Source organism: Saccharothrix lopnurensis (assembly GCF_042658445.1).
Lineage (GTDB): Bacteria > Actinomycetota > Actinomycetes > Mycobacteriales > Pseudonocardiaceae > Actinosynnema > Actinosynnema lopnurensis.
On the sequence record NZ_JBHSQO010000016.1, the window covers coordinates 140,771 to 154,733 of the forward strand.

Here is a 13,963-nt window from a genome sequence, read left to right on the forward strand (position 1 = left end):
CTCCGCCCCCGCGCGCGAACAGCCCTGGTGGGCGGTGGTGCGCCCACCAGGCCCCCACCTCCCGCCCCGCCCCCGTCCCCGCCAATCCGCGCGCGGCCCGTCGGGCGTGCCCGTAGGCTGGTGTCCAGAGAACCCCTCCCGCGGCGGCTTCCTCCAGGTCCCGGGCAGGGGTCTGTCCGCATCGCCCCCGGGAGCTGCTCACGATGCCCCAGCCCGGTCCGCTGTCCGGCCTGTTGACCGCCGTCCTGCCCGACAAGGCGCTGCGCGCCCTCGTCGACTCCGTCGGCGTGCCCGAACTGGAGCTGGAGGGACCACCGGCGGCCCGGCCGCTGGTCGCCGCGGCCCTGGCGGGCAGCACCCCCGTGCTGGCGGTGACCGCCACCGGCCGCGAGGCCGACGAGCTGCGGGCCGTCCTGTGCGACCTGATCGGGCCCGAGCAGGTGGCGCTGTTCCCGTCCTGGGAGACGCTGCCGCACGAGCGCCTGTCCCCGCGCGCGGACACCGTCGGCGCCCGCCTCCAGGTGCTGCGCCGGCTCGCCCACCCCGGCGACAACCCGCTGCGGGTCGTGGTCACCACGGTCCGCAGCCTGATCCAGCCGATGGCGCCGGGCCTGGGCGAGTTGCGGCCCGTCGACCTGGAGGTCGGCTCCGAGCACGACTTCGAGCAGCTGCTCGTCGACCTGACCGGCCTCGCCTACACCCGCGTGGACATGGTCGAGAAGCGCGGCGAGTTCGCCGTGCGCGGCGGCATCCTGGACGTGTTCCCGCCGACCGCCGAGCACCCGCTGCGGGTGGAGTTCTGGGGCGACGAGGTCAGCGAGATCCGCCCGTTCTCCGTCGCCGACCAGCGCTCGCTGCCGGAGGAGGTGCGGGCGTTCACCGCGCCGCCGTGCCGGGAGCTGCTGCTCACCGAGCAGGTCCGGGCGCGGGCCGCCGCGCTCGCCGCCGAGCACGAGGCCGACGCCCAGCTGCACGAGATGCTGGAGAAGCTGGCCAACGGCATCCCGTCGGAGGGCATGGAGGCCCTCATCCCGGCCCTGTGCGAGGGCGCGCTCCAGCTCCTCACCGACGTGGCGCCCGAGGGCACGCACGTGGTGCTCAACGACCCCGAGAAGATCCGCGCCCGCGCCCACGACCTGGTGCGCACCGGCCAGGAGTTCCTGGAGGCGTCGTGGATGGCCGCGGCGGGCGGCGGCAAGGCGCCCATCGACCTGGGCGCGTCGGCCTACCGCGGCCTGGCCGAGGTCGGCGAGGCCGCGCGCGCCGCCGGCCGGCCGTGGTGGACCCTGAGCCAGCTCACCACCGAGGGCTCGGACGTCCTGCGGATGGAGTTCGAGCACGTCGAGGCGTACCAGGGCGACGTGGACCGCGCCTTCGCCGACCTGCGCGCGCACACCGCGGCCGGCGGCACGGCCGTGCTGGTCGTGCCCGGCGCGGGCACCGCCCACCGCGCCACCGAGCAGCTGCGCGACGCCGAGGTGGCCGCCACCTGCGCCGACGCCCTCACCGCGGCGCCCCGACCGGGCGAGGTCACCGTGGTCCGGGGCGCGCTGGAGGACGGGTTCGCGCTGCCCGAGCTGGCCCTGGTCGTGCTCACCGAGACCGACCTGACCGGCGGGCGGCACGGCACGTCCACCAAGGACATGCGCCGGATGCCCTCGCGCCGCCGCAACGCGGTGGACCCGCTGGCGCTCAAGGCCGGCGACTTCGTGGTGCACGAGCAGCACGGCATCGGCAAGTACGTGGAGATGGTGCAGCGGACCGTGGCCGGGGCCACCCGCGAGTACCTGGTGCTGGAGTACGCCTCGTCCAAGCGCGGCCAGCCCGGCGACCGGCTGTTCGTGCCCACCGACCAGCTCGACGAGGTGTCCCGCTACGTCGGCGGCGAGCTGCCCACGCTCAACCGGCTCGGCGGCAGCGACTGGAAGAACACCAAGGCCAAGGCGAAGAAGGCGGTCAAGCAGATCGCCGCCGAGCTGGTGCAGCTCTACGCCGCCCGCCAGTCCGCGCCCGGCCACGCGTTCGGCTCCGACACGCCGTGGCAGCGGGAGCTGGAGGACGCGTTCCCGTTCACCGAGACCGTCGACCAGATGGCCGCGATCGACGAGGTCAAGGCCGACATGGAGAGCGGCGTCCCGATGGACCGGGTGATCTGCGGCGACGTCGGCTACGGCAAGACCGAGATCGCGGTGCGGGCGGCGTTCAAGGCGGTGCAGGACGGCAAGCAGGTCGTGGTGCTCGTGCCGACCACGCTGCTCGCCCAGCAGCACCTGAACACCTTCACCGAGCGGATGCGCGCGTTCCCGGTGAACGTCCGGGGCCTGTCCCGGTTCACCGACGCGGCCGAGGCCGAGCAGACCGTGGCGGGCCTGGCCGACGGCGAGGTGGACGTGGTCATCGGCACGCACCGGCTGCTCCAGAAGGGCCTGCGCTACAAGGACCTGGGCCTGGTCATCGTGGACGAGGAGCAGCGGTTCGGCGTCGAGCACAAGGAGCACATCAAGGCGCTGCGCACGCACGTGGACGTGCTGACCATGTCCGCGACCCCCATCCCGCGCACGCTGGAGATGTCGCTGGCGGGCATCCGCGAGATGTCCACCATCCTCACCCCGCCCGAGGAGCGGCACCCGATCCTGACCTACGTCGGCCAGTACGACGACAAGCAGGTCGGCGCGGCCATCCGCCGCGAGCTGCTGCGCGACGGCCAGGTGTTCTACGTGCACAACCGCGTGTCGACGATCGAGAAGGCCGCCCGCCGCATCCGCGAGCTGGTCCCCGAGGCCCGCGTGATCACCGCGCACGGCCAGATGAACGAGGACAGGCTGGAGAAGATCATCCAGGGCTTCTGGGAGAACGAGTACGACGTGCTCGTGTGCACCACGATCGTGGAGACCGGCCTGGACATCTCCAACGCCAACACGCTGCTCGTGGAGCGCGGCGACCTGCTCGGCCTCTCGCAGCTGCACCAGCTGCGCGGGCGCGTCGGGCGCGGTCGGGAACGCGGCTACGCCTACTTCCTGTACCCGCCGGAGTCGCCGCTCACCGAGACCGCGCACGACCGGCTGGCCACCATCGCGCAGAACACCGAGCTGGGCGCGGGCATGGCCGTGGCCATGAAGGACCTGGAGATCCGCGGCGCGGGCAACATCCTGGGCGCCGAGCAGTCCGGGCACATCGCGGGCGTCGGCTTCGACCTGTACGTGCGGCTGGTGGGCGAGGCCGTGGAGGCGTTCCGGCGGCACGCGGGCGCGGACGGCGAGGAGGAGCCGGCCGAGGTCCGGGTGGACCTGCCGGTCGACGCGCACATCCCGCACGACTACGTGCCGGGCGAGCGGCTGCGGCTGGAGGCGTACCGCAAGATCGCGGCGGCGGTCGACGAGGCGGCGCTCCAGGCCGTGTGGGACGAGCTGAAGGACCGCTACGGCACGCCGCCGCTGCCCGTGGAGCGGCTGCTGGCGGTGGCGCGGTTCCGGCAGGGGTGCCGCGAGCACGGCGTGACCGAGGTGGTGCTGATGGGCCAGAACATCCGGTTCACGCCGCTGGACCTGAAGGACAGCCAGCTGGTGCGGCTGCGGCGGCTGCACCCCAAGGCGGTGCACAAGCAGGCGACCTCCTCGGTCAGCGTGCCTAGGCCGACGGAGGGAGCGGCCGGCGGCCGGATGGGCGCGCCCCAGTTGCGCGACCAGGAGCTGCTGGACTGGTGCGCCCAGTTCCTGCGGTCCCTGGCGGTGAGCCCCGTCACGGGGGCTTCATCGCGGTCGTGAGAAGGTACCGGTCGTGAGGACTGTGCAGAGGCGCTTCACCCTGATCGGCGCGGCCGTCGCACTGCTCGTGGCGGGCTGCGGCAGCGGTCCCAGCCAGGTCGGCGCGGCCGCCATCGTCGGCGACACCGCGCTGCCGCTGAACACCGTGCAGCAGCGGCTGGACGTCGTGCTCCAGAAGGAGCCCGAGGCCCGGAAGCTGCACGACCAGCGCAAGCTCGACCAGGTCTCCCGGCAGCTGGTCACGCTCGGCGTGCAGCACCAGCTCATCGACCTGGCCGCGCGGCGCGAGGGCATCGCGGTGTCCGAGGAGGACGTGACCGAGTCCGTCGAGCAGGCGGGCGGCGCGGACCTGGCCTCGCAGAACACCGTGTACGACGCGGCCACCTTCCGGGAGCGCGCCCGCGACCAGTTGCTGCTGGTGGAGCTGGCGCGCCGGTACGTGGACCGGATGGAGGTCACGTTCGACTACTTCTTCGCCGAGGACAACGCCGACGCGGTCGAGAAGGCCAGGCAGGTCGCGGCGGACCCGGGGCGGATGGCCGCGTTCGTCGAGGCCGCGCCGCGCAGCCAGCAGGGCCAGTCCCTGGGCCGGCTCGGCCAGGTGGTGCGGTCGGCCGAGTCGCCGCAGTCGGTGCAGTCGCCGCTGTTCGGCGTCGAGCCGGGCACCGTGGTGGCGTTCCCGCCGGACCCGGGCAGCGCCCAGTGGATCGTCGCGTACGTCACCGACCGCAAGACCGACGTGCGGGTCTCCGGCGAGTCGTCCACCGAGCAGCTCACGCCGCAGCTGCTGGAGCAGATCGGCCTGCGGCTGGTGCAGACGCTCGCGGGCAACCCGGAGGTCGAGGTCAACCCGCGGTACGGCGTGTGGGACCCGACCGCGATCTCCCTGGCGCCCTCGGAGGGCGAGCTGTCCGGTTTCCAGGCGGCGGCCCGCCAGACCGACTCGTGACGGTCGTCCTCGTCGGGGAGGCCCCCGTGCTGCCCGCCGCCGCGCTGCCCGCCGTGCGCGGCGCGGCGGCGGTGTACGCGGGGGAGGGCGTGGACCCGGGGGTCTGGGGCGCCGAGCCGGTACCGCCGGCCGCCGCCTTCACCCCCGCCACCGACGTGGTGCTGCTGACCACGGACCCGGCCGAGCCCGCGGCCCGCGCGCTGGTGGCCGCCGGTTCGCCGGTGATCCGCACCCCCGGCGCGCCGCTGCTGGACGCGGCGGCCGTGATGGACCGGCTGCGTTCGCCGGGCGGCTGCCCGTGGGACGCGGAGCAGGACCACAAGTCGCTGCGGCAGTACCTGGTCGAGGAGACCTACGAGCTGCTGGAGGCGATCGAGGACGGCGACCGCGCGGCCCTGCGCGAGGAGCTGGGCGACGTGCTGCTCCAGGTTCTCTTCCACGCCCGCATCGCCGCCGAGGACCCGTCCGCCCCGTTCGGCATCGACGAGGTGGCCGCCGACCTGGTCGCCAAGCTCGTCGGCAGGCACCCGCACGTGTTCTCCGGCGACGGCGATCCGGCCGTGCGCGACGCGACCACCCAGCAGCAGCGCTGGGAGGAGCTGAAGCAGGCCGAGAAGCAGCGCACCTCCAGCCTCGACGGCGTGGCCACCACCCAGCCCGCCGTGGCCCTGGCCGCCAAGCTGGTCCAGCGGGCCGCCCGCGCCGGCCTCCCCGCCGACCTGCTCCCGACCGGCGACGACACCGGCAGCACCCTCTTCGCGGTGGCCGCCCTGGCCAAGCTGGCCGGCGAGGACCCCGAAACCGAGCTGCGCGCCGCCGCCCGCGCCTTCGCCCAGCGGGTCCGCGCCGCCGAACTCTCGGCCCGCACCGCCGGCCTGACCACCCCCCTGCCTCCCGAAGCCTGGCGCACCCACTGGCCCACCTAAACCCGCGAGTCGTACCTCCAGACCTCGCGTGTCGTACGTCCAGACCCCCCGAGTTACACGTTCACGCCCCCCGAACTACACGTTCAGCCCGCGAGTCGAACACCCACGTCGACCGTGTCGAACGCTCAGGACGGGTGAGTTCCACATTCGCGCACCTGCTCAGGCCGTGCCGTGGGTCGTGAACGTGGAACTCGGGGGTCCTGGGTGTTCGACACGGTGGTCCTGAACGTTCGACTCGCGCGGGCTGAACGTGTAACTCGGGGGGTCTGTACGTACGACACGCGGGGTCTGGGCGTACGACTCGCGAGGGTGGGGTTGGGGGCGGTCACCGGGGCGCTAACGTCGAGGGGGTGAGCGAACCCGCCTACCTCCGCTTCCCGCACCTGCACGGCGACCTCGTCACGTTCGTGGCCGAGGACGACGTGTGGCTGGCGCCGCTCGACGGCGGCCGGGCCTGGCGGGTCACCGCCGACCGGGTGCCGGTGTCCTCCCCGCGCTTCGACCCGACCGGCACGCGCCTGGCGTGGACCAGCAGGCGGGACGGCGCGCCCGAGGTCCACCTGGCGCCCGTGGCGGGCGGCGAGGCCACCCGGCTCACCTACTGGGGCTCGTGGTGCACCGGGGTGCGCGGGTGGACCGGGGACGGCGAGGTCGTCGCGGTCACCACCGCCGGCGAGGCGACCGCGAACCGGCAGTGGGCCCACGCCCTGCCCGTCGACGGCGGGCCGCCGCGCCGGCTGCCGTTCGGCTGGGTGGACGACGTGGCGTTCGGCCCGGACCGCCAGGTCGTCGTCACCTCCGTCTACGGCCGCGACCCCGCCTGGTGGAAGCGCTACCGGGGCGGCGCGGCGGGCAAGCTGTGGGTCGACCGCACCGGCGACGGCGGGTTCGCGCGCATCCTGCCCGGACTGACCTCCTCGCTGACCTCGCCGCTGTGGGTGGGGGACCGGATCGCGTTCCTGTCCGACCACGAGGGCGTCGGCAGCCTCTACTCCGCCACCCCGGCGGGCGAGGACCTGCGCCGCCACACCGAGCAGGAGTTCTACGCGCGCGTCGCCACCACCGACGGCACGCGGGTCGTCTGGCAGCACGCGGGCGAGCTGTGGCTCCTCGACGACCTCGACGGCGCGACGCCCCGCAGGCTGGAGGTCTCCCTCGGCGGCCCGCGCACCGCCCGCCGCCCCCGCCACGTCGCGCCGCACCCCGACGACTTCCACCCCGACCGGACCGGCCGCGCGAGCGTGGTCGAGGTGCGCGGCACCGTGCACTGGGTGACGCACCGGGACGGCCCGGTCCGGGCGCTGGCCGAGCGGCCGGGCGTGCGGGCCCGCCTGCCGCGCGTGGTCGGCGACGGCGTGGTGTGGGTGACCGACGCCGACGGCGAGGAGGGCCTGGAGTTCTCCCCGGTGGGCGGCGCCGAACCGGGCGACGAACCGCGCCGGGTGGCGGTCGGCAGGCTCGGCCGCGTGCTGGAGCTGGCCGTGTCGCCGAACGGCCGGCGGCTCGCGGTCGCCACCCACGACGGCAGGCTGCTGCTGGTCGACGTCGAGTCCGGCGAGGTGCGCGAGGTCCTCCGGGGCGCGAACCCGCACGTCGACGACCTGGCGTTCTCCCCGGACTCGAACTGGCTGGCCTGGTCGCACCCCGGCCCGCGCCCGCTCCAGCACATCCGGATGACCAACACCACCGACCTGTCCGTCGTGGACGTCACCCCGCTGCGGTTCTCCGACTTCTCGCCCACGTTCACCGAGGACGGCCGCTACCTCGCGTTCCTGTCCGTGCGCAGCTTCGACCCGGTGTACGACGCGCACGTGTTCGACCTGTCCTTCCCCACCGGCTGCCGCCCCCACCTGGTGCCGCTCGCGGCCACCACGCCGTCGCCGTTCGACCCGCTGCGCCTGGGCCGCCCGGTCGGCGACGACCCGGCCGAGAAGGACAAGGACAAGGACGACGAGAACCCGATCACCGTGGTCGACCTGGAGGGCCTGGCCGACCGGGTGGTGGCGGTGCCCGTGCCGGCCGCCCGCTACGCCGGCCTCACCGCCGCCAAGGGCGGCCTGCTGTGGCTGCGCTCGCCGCTGCGCGGGGTGCTGGGCGACAACCTGGCCACCCCCGCCGCCCGCGCGCCGCGCGCCGTGCTGGAGCGGTTCGACCTGACCAGGTGCCGGGCCGAAGCGCTGGTGGACGACGTCGACGCGTTCGAGGTGACCGGCGACCGGCAGCGGGTGGTCGTGCAGGACGGCGACGAGCTGCGGGTGGTGCCCGCCGACCGCAAGGTCGACGCGGAGGACAATGACTCGGTGGACGTCGACCTGTCCCGCCTGCGGGTGGTGGTGGACCGGGGGGCCGAGTGGCGCCAGGCGTACGCCGAGGCCGGTCGGCTCATGCGCGACCACTTCTGGCGCACCGACATGGGCGGCGTGGACTGGGCGGGCGTGCTGGAGCGCTACCGGCCGCTGGTGGACCGGCTGGGCGGCTACGGCGACCTGGTGGACCTGCTGTGGGAGGTGCAGGGCGAGCTGGGCACGTCCCACGCCTACGTCATCCCCTCGGGGAGTTCCCGCGGCCGGGCCGTGGGCCTGCTGGGCGCGGACCTGGAGCGGGACGAGCAGGGCGCGTGGCGGGTCGCGCGGGTGATCCCGGGCGAGACGTCGGACCCGGCGGCGCGGTCGCCGCTGGCCGCGCCCGGCGTGGCGGTGCGCGCGGGGGACGCGATCACGGCGGTGGACGGGCGGCAGGTCGACCCGGTGACCGGCCCCGCGCCGCTGCTGGTGGGCACGGCGGGCAAGCCGGTGGAGCTGACCGTGCGGCCGGGCGGTGGCGGCGGGCCGAGGCGCGTGGTGGTGGTGCCGCTGGCCGACGAGGAGCCGCTGCGCTACCACGCGTGGGTGGCCGACCGGCGGGCGCGGGCGCACGAGCTGTCCGACGGGCGGGTCGGGTACCTGCACGTGCCGGACATGACGGGCGCGGGCTGGGCGCAGCTGCACCGCGACCTGCGGGTGGAGCTGGCGCGCGAGGCGGTGGTGCTGGACGTGCGCGAGAACGGCGGCGGGCACACCTCGGAGCTGGTCGTGGAGAAGCTCGGGCGGCGGGTCATCGGCTGGTCGGTGGCGCGCGGTTACACCACCGCCGACAGCTACCCGAACGACGCGCCGCGCGGGCCGGTGGTGGCGATCGCGGACGAGTTCGCCGGGTCGGACGGGGACATCGTGAACGTGGCGATCAGGGAGATGGGCATCGGGCCGGTGGTCGGCACCCGCACGTGGGGCGGGGTGATCGGCATCGACATGCGGTACACGCTGGTGGACGGGACGCTGGTGACCCAGCCCCGGTACGCGACGTGGTTCGCCGGGCCGGGGTGGGGCGTGGAGAACCACGGCGTGGACCCGGACGTCGAGGTGGTGGTGACGCCGCAGGACCGGGTGGCGGGACGCGATCCGCAGCTGGACACGGCGGTGCGGCTGGCGCTGGAGGCGCTGGAGTCGCGCCCGGCCGCCACCCCGCCCGAGCTGCCCCCGCTGGGGTGAGCCGGGGGGAGCTGGAGAGGCGCTGGGGGGAGCCGGGGGAGCGCTGAGGGGAGCTGGGTGGGCTGGGGTGGCCGGTCGTGCCGGGGCGAGCCGGTCGTGCCGGTTGGGCCAGGTCAGGCGGCTTACCCGATCGAGTCCACCCAGGCGTGTGACACCGGGGTCATTGCGACCGGTGGGCTGAACCCGATCAATGGACATCACCAGATCGGGGCAGGGGTTGGTTACGTTGAGTCATCGTTCGTTGACGCAGAGTCGTCGCGGGTACCTGTCGGCGGTGGTGCTGGCGCCGCTGTTCGCGGTGGGCGGGTTGGCCGTGCTGGTGCTGGTGGTCGCGCGGCCCGAGCCGCCGGCGCGCACCGGGGCCGGCGACGCCGTGCGGGTCACCGGGCAGGTGCCGGTGAGCGCGCGGGCCACCGCGCTGCCCGCCACGCCCGTGCGGTCACCGGAGCCGCGGGCGGGCGCGGTCCGGGTCGGTGCGGACCGCCGGGGGCTCCAAGGGGGGAAGGTGCCGGCCGGTCGGCCCGACACCTCGGCGCCCGCCGTGCCCGTCGGGCCGGCGCGGGGCGAGCCGTCCCGGTCGACGCCGCCACCGCTGTCGCCGCGGCCGTCCTCCGCCGTGCTGACCGGGTGGCCCACCAGGCCCCGGCCGACCTCGCCGGACGACCCGACGACCGCGCCCACCACCGCGTCGACGACCGTCCCGCCGACGACCGCGCCGCCCGCGACCGAACCCACCACCCCGGTCCCGACCGCGCCCGGGACGACCGACCCGGACACGACCGACCCGGGCATGACCAATCCGGGCACGACGGTCCCGGGTACCACCGACCCGGGCACCACCGCGCCGACCGCGCCCGGTGCCGGCGCGCCGACGACCGAACCCGGCGGGTCCTGACTCCTCCTGGGCCGTCCCCCAATCGAGGTCCCCCGTTCGTGAACGCGAGGTTGTTCGGGTCGAGACCCGGAGTACGCGTCACGAGCACGTAGCCTGGGGTCGTGGTCCTTCCGCCGCCGTCGAAAACCGAGGAGCCGCGCCCGCCGGCGCGCGGCCGCATCGGCAACCTCGTCGGACGATTGGCGCTGGTCGCGCTCCTGCTGGCGTTCGTGGCCGGTGGCGCCTGGGCCCTGGCCACGTTCAACCGGTCCGCGCCGGGGAACGCCGCCGACCCGCCGTTCCCGGTGCCGTTCCAGGAGGTCGAGCCGGGTGCCGGTGTTCCCGGTTCGGGTGGTGATGTCCCCACTTCAGGTGAACCCCGGGTCTCACCCGGTGTGACCGAGACCTCGGAGCCGCTGCGCCAGTGGGCCGCCGCGCTGTCGGAGAAGATCGACGTCCCGGCCCGCGCGCTGCGCGCCTACGCCGTCGCGGATCTGGCGATGCGGACCCAGGACCCGGCGTGCCGCATCTCGTGGGCGACGCTGGCCGGCATCGGCCGCATCGAGTCGCACCACGGCACCATCGGCGGCCTGCGCCTGGGCGAGGACGGCCGTCCGTCGAGCCCGATCGTCGGCATCCCGCTGGACGGGTCACCGGGCGTCCGGGCCATCGCGGACAGCGACGGCGGGGTCCTCGACGGCGACACGCGCTGGGACCGCGCGGTGGGCCCGATGCAGTTCATCCCCACCACGTGGGCGCGCTACGCGGTCCGCGCGAACGGCGACGGCGCCGCGCCCGACCCGCAGAACATCGACGACGCGGCCCTGGCCGCCGCCCGCTACCTCTGCTCGGGCGGTCGTGACCTGGGTACGGGCGCCGGCTGGTGGGACGCGGTGCTGGACTACAACAACTCGACCGAGTACGGCCAGGAGGTCTTCAGCGGGGCCGACGCCTACGCGCGGGCCAGCACCGGGGGCTGACGCCGGGCCGGGGGCCAGCAACGGGGGCCGGGGCCAGGGGCTGAGGCCGGGCTGGGGCTGGGGCTGAGGGCTGGGGCCGGGGGCTGAGGCCGAGTCCGGACCGAGGGTCGGGCCAGCACCGGGGCTGAGGGCTGGAGCCGGGCTGAGGGCTGGGCCGGCACCGGCCGCTCTCAGCGGTCCCGCTCGACCGCCATCCGCGCGCTGACCTCGCCCAGCGCCTCCTGGTACTCCGGCGACGGGTTCATCGCCGCCGCCATCCGCAGCTGCGTCAACGCCTCCGGCAACCGGCTCTGCCGCTGGAGCGTCCGACCCAGCGCGAACCGCGCGTAGTGGTCGCTCGGGTCCAGCTCCACCACCTTCCGGAACGCCGCCTCGGCCCGCTTGAGCTGCGCGGACCCCAGGTAGGCGCGCCCGGCGAGCAGCTGCACGCCCGCCTGCTCCGGCGCCGCTTCGAGCACGACGGCGAGCTCGCGCAGCGCCTCCAGCGGTCGGCGTTCCGCGAGCAGCGCCTCGGCCCGGCGGAACGCCTCGAAGGTGCCGTCAGTCATGGTCCGATCAACGCTACCCGCGCACCCGCCCGGCGTACGACAGCCGACCGGATGACGGGACCGGCGTGTCAGGCCACCAGAGCGTGGTGGAGCCGCTCCAGCACCGGCGTGATCGACGCGGGGTCCTCCACGTGGGCGTTGTGACCCACCCCCGGCAGCACGATTCCACCCGGGTCGGCCGCGAGCAGGTGCTCCGGCGGGCACATCGGGTCCTCCTCTCCGGCCGCCAGCACCACCGGGCACCGGGCCGCCGCGAGCAGCCCGTCCACGTCCGGCGCGCCCACCCCGAACGCCGCCGGGTCGAGCGCCGCCCGCCACCCGCCGTCCGCCTCGACCACCCCGTCCGGGAGCGGCACGCCGGCCAGCCTCGCCGCCCAGGCCGCGGCCTCCTCCCGGGTGGGGAGCACCCGCGCCGGCTTCGCCGCCAGCCCCGCCGCCCTGGCCAGCTCGTCGTCGGTCCACCGGAGCTTCACGCCGACCGCGCCCGCGGCGCGCACGTCCACCCCGGACGACCCGCCGGCCAGCTCCAGGGCCACCACGCCGCCCAGCGAGTGCCCCAGCACGGCGACCTGCCCGGCGGGCACCGCCGTCGCCACCGCCTCCGCCAGCGCGCCGAACGTGTAGCGCTCCAGCGGCGCCGACCGCCCGTGCCCCGGCAGGTCCACCGCCAACCACGCCCCGGGCCACGTCCGCGCAGCTCCGCGCCACACCGACCCCGTCGCACCCAGCCCGTGCAGCAGCACCAGCAGGGGGCCGTCACCACCCCGCGAGACGTGAACCACGCGTGAACCCCTCCCGACCCCGGCCCCAACACCCGAGCCGGGGCCGTCCCACACCTTGCACCAACTAGGCTCGTCACCGATACAGAAGATGGTCTGACTAGGGAGCGCACGTGGCGGTCATCGAGCAGGTCGGCGCCCGCGAGATCCTGGACTCGCGAGGCAACCCCACCGTCGAGGTAGAGGTGGCGCTGGACGACGGCACGCTGGAGCGCGCCGCGGTGCCGTCGGGGGCTTCGACCGGTGAGCACGAGGCGGTGGAGCTGAGGGACGGCGACGCCAAGCGCTACCTGGGCAAGGGCGTGGAGCGCGCGGTCGCCGCGGTGCTCGACGAGATCGGTCCGGAGCTGGTCGGCATCGAGGCCGTCGAGCAGCGCGTGGTGGACCAGAAGCTGGTCGACCTGGACGGCACGCCGGACAAGTCCCGCCTGGGCGCGAACGCCATCCTGGGCGTGTCGCTCGCCGTGGCGAAGGCGGCCGCGGAGTCGAGCGGCCTGGAGCTGTTCCGCTACATCGGCGGCCCGAACGCCCACGTCCTGCCGGTGCCGATGCTCAACATCCTCAACGGCGGCGCGCACGCCGACACCGAGGTGGACATCCAGGAGTTCATGATCGCGCCGATCGGCGCGGAGAGCTTCCGCGAGGCCCTGCGCTGGGGCGCGGAGACGTACCACGCGCTGAAGTCGGTGCTGAAGTCGAAGGGCCTGGGCACGGGTCTGGGCGACGAGGGCGGTTTCGCGCCGTCCCTGTCGAGCAACCGCGACGCGCTGGACCTGATCCTGGTCGCGATCGAGAAGGCCGGCTTCACCCCCGGCCGCGACATCGCGCTGGCCCTCGACGTGGCCGCCACCGAGTTCTTCTCGGACGGCGCTTACACGTTCGAGAAGACCAAGCGCAGCGCCGAGCAGATGACCGGCTACTACACCGAGCTGGTCAACGCCTACCCGATGGTGTCGATCGAGGACCCGCTGTCCGAGGACGACTGGGACGGCTGGGTGCAGATGACCGCCGAGCTGGGCGAGCGCGTGCAGATCGTCGGCGACGACCTGTTCGTGACCAACCCGGAGCGGCTGGAGGAGGGCATCTCCCGCCGCGCGGCCAACGCGCTGCTGGTGAAGGTCAACCAGATCGGCACCCTGTCGGAGACGCTGGACGCGGTCGCGCTGGCCACCTCCTACGGCTACAAGTCGATGATGTCCCACCGCTCCGGCGAGACCGAGGACACCACGATCGCCGACCTCGCGGTGGCCGTCGGCGCGGGCCAGATCAAGACCGGCGCCCCCGCCCGCGGTGAGCGCACCGCGAAGTACAACCAGCTCCTGCGCATCGAGGAGGCACTGGGCGACGCCGCGCGCTACGCCGGCGACCTGGCCTTCCCGCGGTACACGCCGGAGGGCTGATGGCACGTCGGGACCGGGACGCCGTGCGCGACCGCGACGCCGCGCGGGGGTCCCGGGCTGCCCGGGACCGCCGGGCGGCCGAGCGCGCGGACCGGGGCGGGACCGCCGGGGGCGCGACCCCCGGCCAGGGGACCGACCGGGCGGGGGGCGCGGCCCGGCGGTCGGCGGCCTCCGAGGGCGGACCGACGCCCTCGTCAGGCAGGTCGACGCCGCCCA

The 13,963-nt window shown here is 74.9% G+C and carries 9 protein-coding genes; 7 read left to right on the plus strand and 2 right to left on the minus strand.

The genetic code is table 11. From position 1 onward, the window contains the following. The first annotated feature begins 203 nt into the window (after positions 1-203). The 6 genes from mfd to ACFP3R_RS18175 all read left to right on the plus strand — a co-directional run bounded on the left by mfd (position 204) and on the right by ACFP3R_RS18175 (position 11,020). On the plus strand, positions 204-3,764 hold the full coding sequence (gene mfd, locus ACFP3R_RS18150) for a transcription-repair coupling factor (RefSeq protein WP_380637398.1): 3,561 nt from the start codon (positions 204-206) through the stop codon (positions 3,762-3,764). A 13-nt stretch (positions 3,765-3,777) separates the two neighbouring features. Next, complete coding sequence (locus ACFP3R_RS18155; RefSeq protein ID WP_380637399.1) at positions 3,778-4,713, plus strand: SurA N-terminal domain-containing protein; 936 nt, start codon at positions 3,778-3,780, stop codon at positions 4,711-4,713. Further along, complete coding sequence (locus tag ACFP3R_RS18160; RefSeq protein WP_380637400.1) at positions 4,710-5,639, plus strand: nucleoside triphosphate pyrophosphohydrolase; 930 nt, start codon at positions 4,710-4,712, stop codon at positions 5,637-5,639. The genes ACFP3R_RS18155 and ACFP3R_RS18160 overlap by 4 nt, the downstream gene beginning before the upstream one ends. Positions 5,640-5,989: 350 nt before the next feature. Continuing rightward, positions 5,990-9,166, plus strand: a complete 3,177-nt coding sequence (locus ACFP3R_RS18165; protein ID WP_380637401.1) for a S41 family peptidase — start codon at positions 5,990-5,992, stop codon at positions 9,164-9,166. A 241-nt stretch (positions 9,167-9,407) separates the two neighbouring features. Beyond that, positions 9,408-10,061, plus strand: a complete 654-nt coding sequence (locus tag ACFP3R_RS18170; protein ID WP_380637402.1) for a hypothetical protein — start codon at positions 9,408-9,410, stop codon at positions 10,059-10,061. A gap of 101 nt (positions 10,062-10,162) precedes the next feature. Beyond that, positions 10,163-11,020 carry a lytic transglycosylase domain-containing protein gene (locus ACFP3R_RS18175; RefSeq protein ID WP_380637403.1) on the plus strand — a complete coding sequence of 286 codons (858 nt, stop codon included), beginning with the start codon at positions 10,163-10,165 and terminating at the stop codon, positions 11,018-11,020. A 170-nt stretch (positions 11,021-11,190) separates the two neighbouring features. Here ACFP3R_RS18175 and ACFP3R_RS18180 read toward each other — a convergent pair whose 3' ends face one another. After that, positions 11,191-11,568 carry a tetratricopeptide repeat protein gene (locus tag ACFP3R_RS18180; protein ID WP_380637404.1) on the minus strand — a complete coding sequence of 126 codons (378 nt, stop codon included), beginning with the start codon at positions 11,566-11,568 and terminating at the stop codon, positions 11,191-11,193. A gap of 68 nt (positions 11,569-11,636) precedes the next feature. Next, positions 11,637-12,350, minus strand: coding sequence for an alpha/beta fold hydrolase (locus tag ACFP3R_RS18185; RefSeq protein ID WP_380637405.1), 714 nt, complete (start codon positions 12,348-12,350; stop codon positions 11,637-11,639). Positions 12,351-12,460: 110 nt separating this feature from the next. On the opposite strand from ACFP3R_RS18185, the gene eno reads away from it, so the two are divergent. Then, positions 12,461-13,747 carry a phosphopyruvate hydratase gene (gene eno / locus ACFP3R_RS18190; protein ID WP_380637406.1) on the plus strand — a complete coding sequence of 429 codons (1,287 nt, stop codon included), beginning with the start codon at positions 12,461-12,463 and terminating at the stop codon, positions 13,745-13,747. Positions 13,748-13,963: the final 216 nt, after the last annotated feature.

What these genes read in the sequence shown, in the direction of transcription:
- mfd (WP_380637398.1), top strand. Translation starts at nt 204, where the DNA reads ATGCCCCAGCCCGGTCCGCTGTCCGGCCTGTTGACCGCCGTCCTGCCC.
- ACFP3R_RS18180 (WP_380637404.1), bottom strand. Translation starts at nt 11,568, where the DNA reads ATGACTGACGGCACCTTCGAGGCGTTCCGCCGGGCCGAGGCGCTGCTC.